At 31.5% G+C, this 16,187-nt stretch carries 18 protein-coding genes; 15 read left to right on the forward strand and 3 right to left on the reverse strand.

Annotated features, from left to right (window positions below):
- The first annotated feature begins 3 nt into the window (after positions 1 to 3).
- The 10 genes from Q4487_RS02020 to Q4487_RS02065 all read left to right on the forward strand — a co-directional run bounded on the left by Q4487_RS02020 (position 4) and on the right by Q4487_RS02065 (position 9,160).
- On the forward strand, positions 4 to 2,169 hold the full coding sequence (locus Q4487_RS02020) for a molybdopterin cofactor-binding domain-containing protein (RefSeq protein WP_303542781.1): 2,166 nt from the start codon (positions 4 to 6) through the stop codon (positions 2,167 to 2,169).
- A 3-nt stretch (positions 2,170 to 2,172) separates the two neighbouring features.
- Positions 2,173 to 2,418, forward strand: a complete 246-nt coding sequence (locus tag Q4487_RS02025; RefSeq protein ID WP_100896080.1) for a MoaD/ThiS family protein — start codon at positions 2,173 to 2,175, stop codon at positions 2,416 to 2,418.
- 25 nt (positions 2,419 to 2,443) lie between these two features.
- Positions 2,444 to 3,427, forward strand: a complete 984-nt coding sequence (gene moaA / locus Q4487_RS02030) for a GTP 3',8-cyclase MoaA (protein ID WP_303542784.1) — start codon at positions 2,444 to 2,446, stop codon at positions 3,425 to 3,427.
- A gap of 31 nt (positions 3,428 to 3,458) precedes the next feature.
- Complete coding sequence (locus Q4487_RS02035; RefSeq protein ID WP_303542785.1) at positions 3,459 to 4,061, forward strand: NTP transferase domain-containing protein; 603 nt, start codon at positions 3,459 to 3,461, stop codon at positions 4,059 to 4,061.
- A gap of 11 nt (positions 4,062 to 4,072) precedes the next feature.
- Positions 4,073 to 5,137: a HesA/MoeB/ThiF family protein gene (locus tag Q4487_RS02040; RefSeq protein ID WP_336622663.1), complete on the forward strand. Its 1,065-nt coding sequence runs from the start codon at positions 4,073 to 4,075 to the stop codon at positions 5,135 to 5,137.
- 2 nt (positions 5,138 to 5,139) lie between these two features.
- Entirely contained in the window at positions 5,140 to 6,339 is a 1,200-nt protein-coding gene (locus Q4487_RS02045) for a molybdopterin molybdotransferase MoeA (protein WP_303542787.1), read from the forward strand.
- Entirely contained in the window at positions 6,284 to 7,351 is a 1,068-nt protein-coding gene (locus tag Q4487_RS02050) for an XdhC family protein (RefSeq protein ID WP_336622664.1), read from the forward strand. The genes Q4487_RS02045 and Q4487_RS02050 overlap by 56 nt, the downstream gene beginning before the upstream one ends.
- 9 nt (positions 7,352 to 7,360) lie before the next feature.
- Positions 7,361 to 7,945, forward strand: a complete 585-nt coding sequence (locus tag Q4487_RS02055; RefSeq protein ID WP_100896074.1) for an NTP transferase domain-containing protein — start codon at positions 7,361 to 7,363, stop codon at positions 7,943 to 7,945.
- Positions 7,946 to 8,060: 115 nt separating this feature from the next.
- Entirely contained in the window at positions 8,061 to 8,549 is a 489-nt protein-coding gene (locus Q4487_RS02060) for an RNA polymerase sigma factor (RefSeq protein WP_303542791.1), read from the forward strand.
- Between the two features lie 2 nt (positions 8,550 to 8,551).
- Positions 8,552 to 9,160, forward strand: coding sequence for a hypothetical protein (locus tag Q4487_RS02065; protein ID WP_303542793.1), 609 nt, complete (start codon positions 8,552 to 8,554; stop codon positions 9,158 to 9,160).
- 60 nt (positions 9,161 to 9,220) lie between these two features.
- Here the strand turns inward: Q4487_RS02065 and Q4487_RS02070 are convergent, their stop codons facing one another.
- On the reverse strand, positions 9,221 to 9,484 hold the full coding sequence (locus tag Q4487_RS02070; RefSeq protein WP_100896071.1) for a hypothetical protein: 264 nt from the start codon (positions 9,482 to 9,484) through the stop codon (positions 9,221 to 9,223).
- 164 nt (positions 9,485 to 9,648) lie between these two features.
- Between Q4487_RS02070 and Q4487_RS02075 the strand changes: the two genes are divergently transcribed.
- From Q4487_RS02075 to Q4487_RS02085, 3 genes are all read left to right on the forward strand, one after another.
- A complete protein-coding gene (locus Q4487_RS02075; RefSeq protein ID WP_303542796.1) occupies positions 9,649 to 10,221 on the forward strand; it encodes a uracil-DNA glycosylase family protein in 573 nt (190 codons plus the stop codon).
- 257 nt (positions 10,222 to 10,478) lie between these two features.
- Positions 10,479 to 10,928 (forward strand): cold-shock protein, encoded by a 450-nt coding sequence (locus tag Q4487_RS02080; protein ID WP_013622372.1) that lies wholly within the window; start codon positions 10,479 to 10,481, stop codon positions 10,926 to 10,928.
- A gap of 124 nt (positions 10,929 to 11,052) precedes the next feature.
- Entirely contained in the window at positions 11,053 to 12,405 is a 1,353-nt protein-coding gene (locus tag Q4487_RS02085) for a DEAD/DEAH box helicase (protein WP_100896069.1), read from the forward strand.
- Between the two features lie 3 nt (positions 12,406 to 12,408).
- Here Q4487_RS02085 and Q4487_RS02090 read toward each other — a convergent pair whose 3' ends face one another.
- Positions 12,409 to 13,005: an acyl carrier protein phosphodiesterase gene (locus Q4487_RS02090; RefSeq protein ID WP_303542798.1), complete on the reverse strand. Its 597-nt coding sequence runs from the start codon at positions 13,003 to 13,005 to the stop codon at positions 12,409 to 12,411.
- Positions 13,006 to 13,100: 95 nt separating this feature from the next.
- Here Q4487_RS02090 and glmM point away from each other — a divergent pair, with 95 nt between their 5' ends.
- Entirely contained in the window at positions 13,101 to 14,489 is a 1,389-nt protein-coding gene (gene glmM / locus Q4487_RS02095; RefSeq protein WP_303542800.1) for a phosphoglucosamine mutase, read from the forward strand.
- Positions 14,490 to 14,548: 59 nt separating this feature from the next.
- On the opposite strand, the gene Q4487_RS02100 is transcribed toward glmM, so the two are convergent.
- The gene (locus Q4487_RS02100; RefSeq protein ID WP_303542801.1) at positions 14,549 to 15,436 is read right to left on the reverse strand and encodes a lysophospholipid acyltransferase family protein; all 888 of its coding nucleotides are present in this window, start codon (positions 15,434 to 15,436) and stop codon (positions 14,549 to 14,551) included.
- A 58-nt stretch (positions 15,437 to 15,494) separates the two neighbouring features.
- Between Q4487_RS02100 and Q4487_RS02105 the strand changes: the two genes are divergently transcribed.
- Positions 15,495 to 16,142: a rhomboid family intramembrane serine protease gene (locus tag Q4487_RS02105; protein ID WP_100896064.1), complete on the forward strand. Its 648-nt coding sequence runs from the start codon at positions 15,495 to 15,497 to the stop codon at positions 16,140 to 16,142.
- The last annotated feature ends 45 nt before the right edge of the window (positions 16,143 to 16,187 follow it).

Raw genomic sequence — 16,187 nt, forward strand, 5'->3', positions numbered from 1 at the left:
ACTATGTCAAATTCAAAAATAGCATTTAGTAGAAGAAATTTTATAAGAACATCTTCTTTAGCAAGTGGTGGATTATTAATAGGGTTTAATCTTTTTAACTCCTGTAAACCCAATGCTAAAGCACCTGTAGATTTAGCAGACTTAGATTACAAGGATTTTAATGCATACATAAAAATAGCAGAGAACGGAGCAGTAACTATTTTTTCTCCTAATCCAGAGATAGGACAAGGTGTTAAAACTGCTATGCCAATGCTAATAGCTGAGGAGTTAGATGTGGAATGGAAAAATGTAAATGTTGTGCAAGGAGATTTAGATACTGTAAATTTTCAGAGGCAAGTAGCTGGTGGTAGTCAATCTATACGCTTGGGTTGGGAACCTCTACGCCAAACAGGTGCAACGGCTCGTCAAATGTTAATTAATGCAGCAGCTATTCGTTGGGGAGTAGACCCTAGTAGCTGTACTACAAAAAATGGCGTAATTACCAATTCTAAAGGAGAGACTCTAGGTTATGGAGAGGTTGTAGCAGAAGCTGCTGCATTAGAAGTACCAGAGAATGTAAGTGTAAAAGATCCAAAAGATTTTACCATAATTGGTACAAATGCGGTAAATGTAGATATAGATAAAATTATAACAGGCAAACCCTTATTTGGTATAGATTATAAGGCAGATGGTATGGTGTATGCTGCTGTTGTACGTCCGCCCGCATTTGGTAAAACACTTGTTTCTTTTGATGCCTCTGAGGCTAAAGCATCTAATAATATTGTAGATGTAATTGAGTTTGATAATAAAATTGCTGTTTTAGCAAAAGATACTTGGTCTGCTTTTAAAGCAAAAAAAACTATTAAAGCAGAATGGAAAGCTGATGTAGAATTAGAGAGTACAGAAGACCACGATAAAATACTTAAAGAATTACTACAAGATAAAGAAGCTAAGGTATTACGAGAAGATGGCAATGTAAATAAAGCCTTTGCAGAAGCAGATAAAATACTAGAACGTACATACGAGGCGCCTTTTTTGCCACACAATTGTATGGAGCCTATGAACTTCTATGCTAATGTAACAGAAGATAAAATTCACTTAGTTGGCCCTATACAAACACCACAGCGTACAGCTGCTGTTATAGCAAGTAATTTTGGAAGAAAGGCAGAAGAAGTACATTTAGAGATGACACGTATGGGCGGTGGTTTTGGTAGACGTTTGTATGGCGACTTTGCAATAGAAGCAGCAACCATATCTAACTTAGTCAAAAAGCCAATAAAAATTGTGTACTCTAGAGAGGACGATATGACGGCTGGTATATACAGACCAGCATCTAAATATAAAATAAAAGCCTCTATAAAAAATGGTGAAATAACAGGTTATCATTTAAGAGAGGCAGCCGTAAATGGTAATATGTACGGTTTAATACCTAATTTTTTTCCGGCAGGAGCTATAGCCAATTATAAGGTAGATGCTGCTAATTACCAAAGTAAAATAACCACTGGTGCTTGGCGTGCACCATATACCAATTTTTTGGCTTTTGCAGAACAAAGCTTTTTTGATGAGTTGGCCGATGAGTTAAACGTAGACCGTGTGCAAATGAGATTAGATTTGTTACAAAAAGTAAAAGGTTCTACAGATGAAAAAATACAATATTCTCCAGAACGCTTAGAGAATGTTATAAAATTGGCAGTAGAGAAATCTAACTGGGGAAAAACACCTAATAATATATACCAAGGTTTTTCAGCTTATTATTGTCACAACTCTCACGTTGCAGAGGTTGCAAATGTAGAGGTGATAAATGGCGAGCCTGTGGTTAAAAAAGTAACTTGTGTTATAGACTGTGGTGTTGTAGTTAATCCAATAGGAGCGGAGAACCAAGCTCAAGGTGGAGTTGTAGATGGTATAGGCCATGCAATGTATGGGGACTTTGCTTTTAATAAAGGTGTTCCATCGTCTAAAAACTTTGATACATATAGATTAATTAGAATGAAAGAAGCTCCTGTTGTAGAAACTCATTTTGTGCAAAACACTTTAGCACCAACAGGTTTAGGAGAGCCAACTTTACCACCAGCAGGCGCAGCAGTTGCAAATGCATTAAAAGCGGTAACAGGGCATAGGTTTACACAACAGCCTTTTGCTAAAAACCCAGAGCATATGCGAGTAAAAAATAAAGAAATAATAGGATAATTTATGAAAGTTTTATTGTTTGGTGTAACAAAAGATATCATTGGTTCTAGTATATTAGATGTTTCTAATTTTGCAACCAACGCAGATACAACGGTTGGACAGTTACACCAGTATTTGCAAGAAAAATATCCAGATTTAAAAAAACTGTCATCTTTAGCTATAGCTGTAAATAATAGTTATGCACAAGAGAGTGTTACTCTACAAGAGACAGATGAAATTGCTTTAATACCACCAGTTAGTGGCGGATAAATTATAGACAAACGAAAGGAGAATAATGCTGATAGATAATCATAATAGAAAAATAAATTACTTGCGCTTAGCGGTTACAGATAGATGTAATTTACGTTGCAACTATTGTATGCCATCTGAGGGTATTAATTTTGCAAAAAACGATAAGCTTTTTACTATTGAAGAATTGGTGAAACTTAGCGAAATTGTTGTTTCGCAGGGTATAGATAAAATTAGAATTACTGGTGGTGAGCCTTTTGTACGTAAAGATCTTATGGTTTTACTTCGTAAACTAGCTGCTTTAAATGGTTTAAACGATATTTCTATAACTACTAATGCAACACTAATTGGCCCACATATAGCAGAACTAAAAGAACTAGGCGTTACAAATGTTAATGTAAGTTTAGATGCAATTAACAAGCAAACGTTTAATAAAATTACACGTAGAGATACTTATGACACAGTACATAGTAACTTAATAAAATTAATAACAGAAGGCTTTAATGTACGTATTAATTTTATTGTTTTAGATAACCAAAATACAGAGGATATTATTCCTATTTTAGAGCTAATGAAGCATTACAACGTTTCTATTAGATTTTTAGAAGAAATGCCATTTAATGGAGGTTCAAAAGAGTTTTCAACCATAAAATGGAATTACAAAAGTATTTTTAATCATATAAAAACAACTTTTCCTAAAATTGAAAAATTAGAGTCTCCTGCTACATCAACTTCTATCAACTATAAAATAAAAGGTCATAAGAGTACCTTTGGTTTAATACCATCTTTTAGTAGAACTTTTTGTGGTTCTTGCAATAGACTTCGTATTTCTGCAACTGGTGATATTATTACTTGTTTATATGCTAAGCCTAGTGCTAACTTAAGAGCTATTTTAAGAGAGGGGAATTCTGATGAATCTGTTAAGGAGCAAATTTTAAAGGCTGTTGGTAGTAGAGCAAAAACAGGTTTTGAAGCTCAAGAGAAATACGATGGTATTTTTAGTAACTCTATGACATCTATAGGAGGGTAAACTTATTACAATCAAAAAAAACTATTTTACTTTGAAAAAAACACAACTTTACGGACTGGTATTAGCTGGCGGTAAAAGTACCAGAATGGGTACAGATAAGGGAGCTATAACTTACCACAATATTCCACAAAGAGATTATGTATATAATTTACTAGATCAAGTATGTGATGCTACTTTTTACAGCATAAGAGAAGATCAACAAACAGAATTTACAAATGACAATGTTATTGTAGATAAAAATGACTTTAAAGGTCCTTATAATGGTTTGCTAAGTGCTTATAAACACAATAAAAATGTTGCATGGTTGGTAGTTGCTTGTGACTTGCCTTTGCTTAACATTGCTGCATTAGAACAATTAAAACAAGAAAGAGATAACACTAAACTAGCAACAGCTTTTGCAACAACAGAGAGTAAATTGCCAGAGCCCTTGTGTGCTATTTGGGAGCCAAATGCCTTAAAAACGTCTGTAGATTATTTAAATGAAGGTAATGGTAGTTGTCCACGTAAATTTTTAATTAATAATGCTAATGTTAAACTTGTTTATCCAGAGCAAGACCAAGTTTTGCTTAATGCAAATTCTAAAGGAGAATATAAAGTTGCATTACAAAAAATAGAGATACAACTTACTAAGTAGTTATATAAGTTATGATGAGGTACGTAAGACAAACCGTTTTAAAAGAGTTTGGAGAGGCAGCACAAGAAAAATTGACTAAAGCAAAGGTTTTAGTTATTGGTGTTGGTGGTTTAGGTATTCCTGTTTTGCAATACTTAAATGCAATGGGTGTTGGTACTTTGGGTTTGGTAGAAGCAGATACTATTGATATTACCAATTTACAGCGTCAGGTATTGTATACAGAGGCTGAGGTTGGTTACTCTAAATTAGCAATTGCTGTTAATAAGCTAAAAGCACAAAATAGCACAACACTATTTAAAACATACAATACATTTTTAACAAAAGAGAATGTCTTAGATATAGTTTCTAATTTTGATGTTGTTGTAGATGCATCTGATAATTTTGCAACCAGATATTTGGTTAACGATGCTTGTGTTCTTTTAAAGAAACCTTTTGTTTCTGGTGCAATACAAGGTTTTGAAGGCCAGTTAAGTGTATTTAATTATAAAGGCGGACCAACATACCGTTGTTTGTTTCCTAATATGCCATCTGCTAATGAAATACCTAATTGCAATGAGAACGGAGTGCTAGGTGTTGTGCCTGGTATTATTGGTAATTTACAGGCTCTAGAAACGGTTAAATTAATAACCGAAATAGGAGAGGTATTGTCTGGAGAATTACTCTTGTTTAATGGTTTGCATCAGGCATATAATAAAATAAAATTTACTGTTGTAAAAGAAAATTTAGAGCGTACAAGTTTAGAAGATTCCTATGGAGATAATGGCTGTTCTACAGGTTTATCAATAACAATTAATGATTTTAAAGGGCTTATTTCTGCTAATAAAGATTTTCAATTGGTAGACGTACGTACATTGGCAGAATTTAATGAGTATCATATAAAGAATGCTACGCATATTCCTTTGTTAGAGTTAGATAAATATCAATCTAAAATAGAAAAAAACAAGGCTGTTTATGTCATTTGTCAGTCTGGAAAACGCAGCAGAATTGCTCAAAATCAGCTTTTAGAAAAAGAAATTATGGTTATAAACGTAGAGGGCGGAATTAACGCCTATAGAAGTTTAGAAATAGCACATTAGAAATGATTACATTTAAAGAAGCATATACTAAAGTTTTAGAACATAGTGTAGATTATGGAGTAGAACAGTTACCTTTAAAAGATGCTGTTGGTAGAGTTTTAGCTATTGATGTTAGTGCTGATAGGGATTTTCCACCATTTAATAGGTCAACTAAGGATGGTATAGCATTGTCTTATGAGGCTATAGAAAAAGGTCAGAATTCTTTTAAAATTGAAGCTGTGATTGCTGCGGGTAATCCAACTATAGAATTACAAGAGACAACTTCTTGTGTAGAAATTATGACAGGCGCAGTTGTACCAAATAGTACAGATGTTGTTGTAATGTATGAGGATATTAATATTGAGAATGGTGTTGCAAAATTGCAAAAAGCACCTGTACAAGGTCAAAATATACATATACAAGGCAGTGATAAACTTAAAGGCGCTATTGTATTACATAAAAATACATTAATTACAGCTGCAGAAATAGGAGTGCTATCTGCTGTTGGAGAGGCACAAGTATCAGTAAAAAAACTACCTAAAATAACTACTATTGCCACAGGTAATGAGCTGGTAGAAGTTACAGAAAAGCCGCTAGCATATCAAATTCGTAAATCTAATATAAACTCGTTATACGCAGCATTATTAAACGAGCAAATTATAGCTAAAAGTCTACATTTAAAAGATAGTAAAGAGGATCTTAAAAGGGAACTAGAAATTGCCTTGCAAACTAATGATGTTTTGCTTTTAAGTGGTGGTGTTAGTAAAGGTAAGTTTGATTATTTACCTGTTGTGCTAGAAGAATTGGGCGTAGAAAAAGTGTTTCATAAAGTATTACAGAAACCAGGGAAACCATTTTGGTTTGGTGTGCACAAAGCAACTAACACTGTTATTTTTTCGTTCCCAGGAAACCCAGCATCTACTTTTGCTAATTATCATATTTACTTTAAACCTTGGCTACAAAAAAGTTTAGGTTTAACTGTAGCTAACAATTATGTTATTTTAAATGAAGAACTTTATAATAAAGGTAGTTTAACCTTATTTTTACGCGCTAAGATTAGTTTTGATAACGGAAAATTACTGGCCAATAGAATAGTAGAGAATGGATCTGGAGATTTAACTAGTTTAGCCAACTGTGACGGATTTATATGTGTTGCTCCTAAACAAGATGTTTACAGTAAAGGATCTTTGCTCCCTTTTATACAAACAAGAAGATTATTTTAGAATGACGCACGAACTTAAAAAGATAATCACTGCTTATACTAATGCAAAACAGCAAAATATTAAAACTGTTTTAGCTACTGTTGTTGCTTTAAAAGGATCATCTTATAGGCGGCCTGGGGTACGTATGCTAATATTAAATAACGGAGAAACTGTTGGGGCTGTTAGTGGTGGTTGTGTAGAAAAAGAAGTTATTAGGCAAGCATCATCTGTATTTAAGACAGGTATAGCCAAAGTAATGACTTATGATGGACGTTATAGATTAGGTTGTGAAGGTATTTTATATATTTTAATAGAGCCTTTTGAGCCTAGTGTAGCATTTTGTACTAATTTTTGGAATACAATTAAAAGTAGAAATAACTTTAGTATTACATCGTATTTTGAGCAAAAGGATGCAGAAAACATTGGTTTTGGCTCTGTTTTTAGTTTTTTTGATAATAAAAACCCAGTTTTTAGTCAATTTACATTAAATGAAGAGTTACAAACATTTAAACAAGAATTAGAACCTTGTTTTAAATTAATGGTGATAGGTGCAGAACATGATGCTGTACAACTTACATCTTATGCAGCGCTTACAGGTTGGGAAGTAATGGTTTGTGTAATTCCAAATGAAGAAAAACAACTTTTAGATTTTCCTGGTGCAGAGAGTTTGCAAGCTACTATACCAGAGAATTTAGATGTTTCTAAAATTGATAATCAAACAGCTATTGTTTTAATGACACATAGTTATGTAAAGGATTTACAATATTTACTAGCCTTAAAAAATACACAACCTGTATACATTGGTCTATTAGGCCCAGCAACAAGAAGAGAAAAATTATTGAATGAGTTTATAGAATATTATCCAGAGGTAGATGAAGCATTTTTAGATGTAGTTCATGGTCCGGCTGGTTTACATATAGGAGCAGAAACGCCACAAGAGATTTCTATATCAATAGTAGCAGAAATATTAACAGTCATAAGAAAAACAAAGCCTATACGATTAAAAGATAAAATTGGAAAAATACACAACTAAACTATAACAATGAAAATAGCAAATCTTATTTTAGCTGCAGGTTCATCAACCAGAATGCAACAGACTAAACAAGTATTGCCTTATAAAGACACAACGCTTTTGGGTAATGCAATACAACAAGCAGAGAGCACAGCTCTGTTAGATGTTTATTTAGTTTTAGGAGCAAATGCAGATGAAATTAAAAAACAAATTAACGTTAAAGAAGAACAAGTTTTTAATAACCACAATTGGAAAAAAGGACTTGGGAGTTCTATTGCTCACGGAATTATTGAGCTGCAAAAATTAGACGAAGAATACAATGCAGTTTTAATATCGTTAGCAGATCAGCCACTTATAGACAGTGCTTACTTAACTAAAATGGTAAGTCTGTTTTCAACATCAGTTAGTACAATAGTAGCTACTAATTATGGAGAAAGAGTAGGAGTACCTGCAATTTTTGATTCTGAATATTTTGCAGAACTTAGAGGTTTAAATGAGGATTTTGGAGCTAAAGAAATTCTTATTAAACACGCAAGTGAAATAGTAATGGTAGAGCCAAACGGTAAAGAAATTGATGTAGATACACAGCAAGATTACAATAGTATAGCACATTAATACTGTTTTAAATACTTGTATTTATAGAACCTCTAAAATTTTAGAGGTTTTTTTATACGCTAAAGTGTGATTTTTTTATAGTAAATTATACTAATGTTATAAATGAATATTGCTTATGAGCAAGGAAGAACAATTTGTACAGTTAATACAAGATCACCAAGGATTAATTTTTAAGGTAACAACAGTATACACAAATAATAAAATAGACCAGCAAGACTTATACCAGGATATTGTGTATCAACTTTGGAAGTCTTTTGATGGTTTTAGAAACGAATCTAAAATTAGTACTTGGATGTATAGAGTTGCTTTAAATACTGCGTTAACTAAACTTAAAAAGAATACTAAAAGACCTAAAAGTATACCTATAGAAAAGGTTGTATTGCAGCAAACAGAAAATTATGATTATAATTATGAAGAACAACTAAAACTAGTTTATGCACAAATACAGCAACTAAATGTTTTAGAAAAAGCATTAATGTTGTTATTGTTAGAAGGAAAAAAATATGATGAAATAGCAGAAATTATTGGTATTACAGCAAGTAATGTAGGAACTAAAATTTCTAGAATTAAGCAAAAGTTAAAGAATAACATTTTAAAACAATAACTATGAATATTGAAGATATGCAAAACGTTTGGGAAAAAATGGGACAAGATTTAGAACATCAAAAAAAATTAACAAACACATTAATTTTAAAAATGACACAAGAGCGTTTTACTAATAAATTTAGCAAATTAGCTACTTATGAAACTCTGGGAGCACTTATTTGTTTTATAGCAGCATTTGTAATTGTACTAAACTTTAATAAATTAGATACTTGGTACTTAATTTTATGCGGAATACTTTTAACTACTTATTTTGTTGCATTGCCAGCGTTTGTTTTAAAGTCTTTATACGCTATAAAAGCAATAAAAATTGATGTAGCTAGTTTTGCTTCAACTTTAAAAAAATATGTAAAAGCTAAAAATAAATTAATGCTTGCGCAACAATTAGGTATTTATTTAAATTTTGCTGCAATATTGTTAGTAATTCCTGTTTTTTCTAAGTTATTTAAAGACAAAGATGTTTTTGTAACAACAAATACTATTTGGTATTGGTTATTACCAGTATTAATAACATTAATGATTTTTGTGTCTAAATGGGGATACAACTGTTATAAAAAGATAACAAATTCGGCAGAAGCCTTGTTAAAAGAGTTAGAAGAAGTTACAGATTAATTAATAATATAAAAAAAGCAGCCAATATTGGCTGCTTTAGTCTTTATAAAAGATTGTTGTTTATAGTTGAAACAAACCACCTTTAGGAATTGCATGAAATCCTGTAGTTTTAACAGCATTTTCAATTTTTTCAATTTCTACAATTGCTGTAGTATGTACTGTAAGTTCTGCAGGAAAAACATCAGCATTTATTAATACATCTTTAATACCTTCAACAGTTAGTATTGCCGCTACAGTTTTAGCTATTTCTGCTTGCTCTTTAGCATTAGTTGTAAAAATTTTTCCGTGGTTTCCAGGTATTACGTTATCAGAAAGTAAACTCATTTTTATGTTTTGTTAGGTGTGTTTTCTCAATTTTATAAAAACAAAATTAAATATTTATATGTGTAACCTCTAATTTAATACCATAAAAAAAGTATAATTATTACACTATTACAGTACATCAATTATATTTTGTATTAGTTTTAATGCTATAAATTTATGTGTAATTGAAAAAATTATTATCAGAAATAAAAAATTGTACAGTTTGTAGTGCAAAATTGCCTTTAGGGCCAAGGCCTATAGTAAGTGCTTCACCAAAAAGTAAAATAGTAATTATTGGTCAGGCTCCTGGTAGTGTAGTACATAATACAGGAATTCCTTGGGATGACAAAAGCGGAGAAAATTTAAGAAAATGGATGGGTATTTCTACCGATGATTTTTACAATAAAGACAAGGTAGCCATACTACCTATGGGTTTTTGTTATCCTGGAAAAGGAAAATCTGGAGATTTACCCCCAACAAAAGAATGTGCACCATTATGGCACAAACAAATTTTAGAAGGTATAGAAGATGTTAGTTTAACACTTTTAATAGGAGCCTATGCACAAGCTTATTATTTAGGTAATAAAAAAGAAAGAACACTTACAGAAACAGTTAAAAATTACCATACATATTTACCTAATTATATGGTATTACCGCATCCTTCACCCAGAAATAATATATGGCAAGCAAAAAATAAATGGTTTGTTACAGATGTGTTACCAGAACTAAAATTGCAAGTAAAAGCAATACTAGAGTAATAAGTAATTGCTTTAAAACCATTAGGTATCAAAAAATTAACTTTGAAAATACACCTAAATACTAATTTATATTTTAAATTTTGTATATTTGTAGCCTAAAAGAAAGTGTAAATACACAACAAGTGGTCCCTATAAATCCTGATTCTAGATCTTTTTAGACAGGTTCTTAAACAAAAGTCGCCCATCTACGTATTTACTCCATTCCTTTTTAAAGAGCTATACAGGCTAAGTACAATTCTAAAAAATAGTTAATTTTAATGGCGAGATCGCAACAGACATTCGGTAAAAAAGAAAAAGAAAAGAAACGTTTAAAAAAACGTGAAGAAAAAGCAAAGCGTAAAATAGAAAGAAAAGCAAACTCTAAAGGTGGAGAGTTTGAAGATATGATTGCGTATGTTGATGAAAATGGACACCTTACCGATACGCCTCCAGATCCAACTAAAAAAGTTAAAGTTGACGCAGAAAGTATTGTTATAGGTATTCCTAAGAAAGAAGAAATGGAAGAAGAAGATCCAGTAAGAAACGGTAAAGTTTCTTTCTTTGATACTTCTAAAGGTTTCGGCTTTATTATAGACGCAGAAAATAACGAAAAGTATTTTGTACACGTTAGTGGTTTAATAGATGAAATATCTGAAAATGATAAAGTAAGTTATGAACTAGAAAGAGGTATGAAAGGTATGAATGCTGTTCGTGTAAAAAGAATATAATACAATACTAACATATTGTATGCAAAACGGTCATAGTTAATATGACCGTTTTTTTTAAATCTAATTTTATAGTCACCACTCTACGACTAGAAAATAACTTGTAACTTTGTCCAAAATATTATAAATGGAATCTTTCTCTGACTTTAATCTTAAAAAACAATTGCATTATGCAATTGACGACTTAGGGTTTACAACTCCAACACCTATACAAAAAGAAGCTTTTCCGGTAGTTATGTCTGGTAAAGATATGATAGGTATTGCGCAAACAGGTACAGGGAAAACCTTTGCTTATATGTTGCCAATTTTACAAGATTTGGCTTTTTCTAAGCAAAAAAATCCAAGAGTATTAATTCTAGTACCAACAAGAGAATTAGTTTTACAAGTTGTAGAACAAATAAACAGTTTTGCTAAGTACATAAATGTACGTGTAATGGGTGTTTATGGAGGTACAAATATGAATACACAAGCACAAGCAGTATCTCAAGGATCGGATATTATTGTGGCAACACCAGGCCGTTTATACGATCTTGTATTGGCTAGGGCATTGCAACTAAAATCTATTAAAAAATTAGTGATAGATGAAGTAGATGTAATGTTAGATTTAGGTTTCCGTTTTCAGATCACAAATATTTTTGAGTTGATGCCTAGTCGTAGACAAAACATTATGTTTTCTGCTACAATGACAGATGATGTAGAGGTGTTAATAAATGACTTTTTTATAAATCCAGAAAAGGTTTCTATTGCTGTTAGTGGTACTCCGTTAGATAATATATCACAAACTAGCTATGCAGTCCCTAACTTTTATACAAAAGCTAATTTATTGGTAGACTTGTTAAAGGATAAAGAAACGTATAAAAAAGTATTAGTCTTTGTAGCAAACAAACGTTTTGCAGACCGTTTATTTAAATCTTTAGATGAAATATTTTCTGATGAGTTGTGTGTAATACACTCTAATAAAACACAGAATTATAGAATACGATCTATAAACCAATTTGATGAAGGTGTTAATAGGATTCTTGTAACTACAGACGTAATGGCTCGTGGTTTAGATTTAGATAAAATATCTCACGTAATTAATTTTGATACACCTACTTTTCCTGAAAACTACATGCACCGTATTGGTAGAACAGGTAGAGCTGAAGAACAAGGAAATTCTATTTTATTTTACACAGAAAAGGAAGAGCAATATAAGGATGCTATTGAGGAATTAATGGATTATAATATTCCGGCCATAGATATTCCTGAAACAGTTGAGATATCTAAAGAGTTAATACCAGAAGAACGACCAAAAATTTTAGAGCACCATAATCCTATTAATCTTAATGCGGAAGAAAGAGGTGCTAGTTTTCATGAGAAAAAAGAGAAAAACCAAAAGGTTAACAAAGGTGGTTCTTATAAGTTTGAAATAGCAAGAAAATATAAAAAGCCAAAAACTAGAGGGGATAAAAACTATAATAAACGTAATAAGAAGAAGTAGTTTCTACTCTTCTTCAAGTAAAGACGTATATTTTCGTTTAGCAAAGGTTGTTAATTCTTCAAAAAAAGATGTAAACTCTTTCTCAAACTCCTCATAATGCTCTTTTAAATCTATAATGGCAAAATTCATTTTAGATTTGTTTTTAGTACGTCTATTCATTCCGTCTAAAACCTTAGAAATACCTGTTAAACTAGCATAACTAAGTATCCAGTTATCAGCAATCATATAAGGCATCATGCGCTTAGTGTTTTCTGGTAATATCAAATAATTATCTTCTAAAAGGTCATAAAAATTATCTACAAACTCAGCTAAAGGTGTGTTAGAGTAGGTACTCCAGTTTTTAGCTAAAAAGTGATCGTAAAAAATATCTACAATTACACCACTGTAATGTCCGTAATTTTCGTGTAGCTTTTTTGTGCTTTTACGTACTGTCTTGTGCGCATCTGTAAAAGTATCTATGTGCCTATGCAGTGTAATTCCTTTTTGTATGTTTTTTGGCAAGTGTTTAAACTTATTGCCTCTAATACTATCGGCTATAAAATTTCCTATAGTAATTTCATCGTTTTCAAAAGAAAGGTAAATATGTGCCAAAAAATTCATAAATCGATATTAGCATTGTTAAAATCGAATTTACAAATTCAAAACCTAAGAATTGCTTTTGTACATGTATATTTGTAAAAACTTTTATAATAAATATGACACTAATCAAATCTATTTCGGGAATACGAGGAACAATAGGAGGTAAACCTTCAGATAACTTAACACCATTAGACGCAGTAAAATTTGCCGCAGCTTATGGTATTTGGTTAAAGGAGTATGCTAAAAAAGAAAAATTAAAGGTAGTTATTGGTCGTGATGCTAGATTGTCTGGAGAAATGATTCAGAATTTAGTAGTATCTACATTAGTAGGTTTAGGAATAGATGTAATAGATTTAGACTTGTCTACAACACCAACAGTAGAAATTGCTGTTCCTTTAGAAGCAGCAGATGGTGGTATTATTTTAACAGCTAGTCACAATCCAAAACAATGGAACGCTTTAAAGCTTTTAAATGAAAAAGGAGAGTTTTTAGATGCAGCACAAGGAGCAAAAATATTAGCCATAGCAGAAAAAGAAGATTTTACGTTTGCAGATGTAGATGATTTAGGCTCTATTTTAAGAAACGATTCTTATATAGATATTCATATTGATGAAGTATTAAACCTATCATTAGTAGATAAAGAAGTAATTAAAGCAGCTAAATTTAAAGTAGTTGTAGATGGTGTAAACTCTACAGGTGGTATTGCAATTCCTAAATTGTTAGAAGAATTAGGAGTAGAAGTTGTAAAATTATATTGTGATCCTACAGGTCATTTTCCTCATAACCCAGAACCATTAAAAGAGCATTTAGCAGATATTTGTGATTTGGTTGTTAAGGAAAAAGCAGATTTTGGTATTGTTGTAGATCCAGATGTAGACCGTTTGGCATTTATTAGTAATGATGGTGAAATGTTTGGAGAAGAGTATACTTTAGTAGCTTGTGCAGATTATGTACTAAGTAAAACTAAAGGAAATACGGTGTCTAATTTATCTTCTTCTAGAGCACTAAGAGATATTACAGAAAAACACGGTGGTACGTATGAAGCTGCTGCAGTTGGTGAAGTAAACGTAGTTACTAAAATGAAAGCTAATAACGCAGTTATTGGTGGTGAAGGTAATGGAGGTATAATTTACCCAGAAAGTCATTATGGAAGAGACTCTTTAGTAGGTTCCGCTTTATTTTTAATGTTAATGGCCGAAAAAGGAGGTACAGTAGCAGAATTAAGAGCTAGTTACCCAAGTTATTTTATGAGCAAAAAGAAAATACAATTAACACCTGGTTTAGATGTTGATGGTATACTAGTTGCTATGGCAGATAAATATAAAGATGAAGAAATATCTACTATTGACGGTGTTAAAATAGATTTTGCAGAAAATTGGGTACACTTACGTAAATCTAACACAGAGCCAATTATTAGAATATACACAGAAGCAAAGAGCCAGACTGAAGCTGATTTACTTGCAGATCGTGTAATTGGAGAAATAAAAGAAGTAGCAGGTTTGTAATATACAAGTTGGCTTAAACAAAAAAAAACTCATTGCTTTTTAATAGCAATGAGTTTTTTTTATTTATTAAACTTAGGTTTTTTTCCTGCGTGCTTCCAACGCCTGTGAGTCCATAAATAATACTCTGGTTTTTCTTTTATTTGCTCTTCTGTTAAGCGTAAAAACTGTTCTGTTATATAATTTTTTTCAGTTTCTTTACCTGCTAGTGTAATAGGTATAAATTCAACTTGGTAATAACCTCTCTTTACTTTAGAAACCTTTGCGTAAACTACTGCTAAATCTAACTTTTTAGCCAAAGTTTCTGGCCCGTTATGTATAGGTACGTTTAATCCCATAAAATTGCTCCAATGTTGAGCTTTAGAATATTGAGGAGACTGGTCGCTAACCATTCCGTAAATAGCTCTAACTCCCTTTTTTTCATTTCTAATAACTGTTTTTACAGTATCTCTTTGTGATATAGGAGTAGTGTTCCAGCGTGCTCTTAGGTTTCTAATCCATTTATCAAAATACTTATTAGCAATTTTTTGATAAACAGCATAACCTTTTGTATCTATTAAATTATTAATACTAACTAGCCACTCCCAGTTAGCATAATGTGCACATACAATTAGAACGCTTTTATTTTTCTCTATTTGTTTTAAATCTTCAAGATTTACAATTTTAAATCTTTTTTTTACAGCCGCTTTAGATAAGTTCATCGTTTTAACCATCTCCATAAACACATCACACATATGTTTGTAGAAATTAACACAAATAGACTTTAATTCATCATTAGACTTATTAGGAAAAGCAAGTCTTAGGTTATCTAAGACCACTTTTTTTCGATACCCAACTATCCGAAAAACAATAAAGTACATTACGTTAGAAACTCCATAAAATAGAGTGTGTGGTAATATAGAAATAACCCAAAGTATAGGGTAAACTAAAATAAAAACTAGTAGCTGCATTAATAATAAAATTATGCAAATATAACTATATTTGAGGCTAAACTATAGCAGTTAAAAAATGAAATTACACCCAGTTACAATAGTTATTATTGCTTTAAATATAATTTTTACCTTAAAAGGGTTAAAAGACACTTCTTTTTTTGAACGTTACAAGTTTAGTATAGGTGGTATAAAGGCAGGACAAAAAGAACGTATGTTTACTTCTGGTTTTTTACACGTAGATATTTCTCATATTTTCTTTAATATGTTTACGTTGTACTTTTTTGCTAACGTAGTAATAGCATATTTAGGTGCTTTATATTTTGTACTTATATATGTAATTAGTTTATTGGCAGGTAGTTTACTTGCTTTGTTTTTTCATAAAGATGAACCATACTACAGTGCAGTAGGTGCAAGTGGTGCTGTAACAGGTATTTTATATGCTGCAATTTTATTGGAGCCAAATATGCGTTTAGGGTTAATGTTTATACCATTACCAATGCCAGCTTACGTTTTTGGTATAGGGTATTTATTATATTCTATTTATGGGATGAAAAAACGTATAGGTAATATTGGGCATACAGCACATTTTGGTGGTGCAATAGGTGGTTATGTAACTACTTTGTTTTTTATGCCAAGTTTAATTTTTACAGATACACTTGTGGTAATTTTAATGGCAATACCAATTATAGTATTATTTATACTTGATAAATTAGGTAAACTATAGACTTTTATCGGTATAAATGCCTAATACAGCTAAAATATTACTCAT

This window comes from Cellulophaga sp. 3_MG-2023 (genome assembly GCF_030546975.1).
Classification (GTDB): Bacteria; Bacteroidota; Bacteroidia; order Flavobacteriales; family Flavobacteriaceae; genus Cellulophaga.

Coding starts and splice junctions, on each gene's coding strand:
- Q4487_RS02045 (WP_303542787.1), top strand. CDS start 5,140: ATGATTACATTTAAAGAAGCATATACTAAAGTTTTAGAACATAGTGTA.
- Q4487_RS02040 (WP_336622663.1), top strand. CDS start 4,073: ATGATGAGGTACGTAAGACAAACCGTTTTAAAAGAGTTTGGAGAGGCA.
- glmM (WP_303542800.1), top strand. CDS start 13,101: ATGACACTAATCAAATCTATTTCGGGAATACGAGGAACAATAGGAGGT.
- Q4487_RS02100 (WP_303542801.1), bottom strand. CDS start 15,436: ATGCAGCTACTAGTTTTTATTTTAGTTTACCCTATACTTTGGGTTATT.
- Q4487_RS02025 (WP_100896080.1), top strand. CDS start 2,173: ATGAAAGTTTTATTGTTTGGTGTAACAAAAGATATCATTGGTTCTAGT.
- Q4487_RS02070 (WP_100896071.1), bottom strand. CDS start 9,484: ATGAGTTTACTTTCTGATAACGTAATACCTGGAAACCACGGAAAAATT.
- moaA (WP_303542784.1), top strand. CDS start 2,444: ATGCTGATAGATAATCATAATAGAAAAATAAATTACTTGCGCTTAGCG.
- Q4487_RS02055 (WP_100896074.1), top strand. CDS start 7,361: ATGAAAATAGCAAATCTTATTTTAGCTGCAGGTTCATCAACCAGAATG.
- Q4487_RS02080 (WP_013622372.1), top strand. CDS start 10,479: ATGGCGAGATCGCAACAGACATTCGGTAAAAAAGAAAAAGAAAAGAAA.
- Q4487_RS02060 (WP_303542791.1), top strand. CDS start 8,061: ATGAGCAAGGAAGAACAATTTGTACAGTTAATACAAGATCACCAAGGA.
- Q4487_RS02065 (WP_303542793.1), top strand. CDS start 8,552: ATGAATATTGAAGATATGCAAAACGTTTGGGAAAAAATGGGACAAGAT.
- Q4487_RS02090 (WP_303542798.1), bottom strand. CDS start 13,005: ATGAATTTTTTGGCACATATTTACCTTTCTTTTGAAAACGATGAAATT.
- Q4487_RS02050 (WP_336622664.1), top strand. CDS start 6,284: ATGTTTACAGTAAAGGATCTTTGCTCCCTTTTATACAAACAAGAAGAT.
- Q4487_RS02020 (WP_303542781.1), top strand. CDS start 4: ATGTCAAATTCAAAAATAGCATTTAGTAGAAGAAATTTTATAAGAACA.
- Q4487_RS02085 (WP_100896069.1), top strand. CDS start 11,053: ATGGAATCTTTCTCTGACTTTAATCTTAAAAAACAATTGCATTATGCA.
- Q4487_RS02105 (WP_100896064.1), top strand. CDS start 15,495: ATGAAATTACACCCAGTTACAATAGTTATTATTGCTTTAAATATAATT.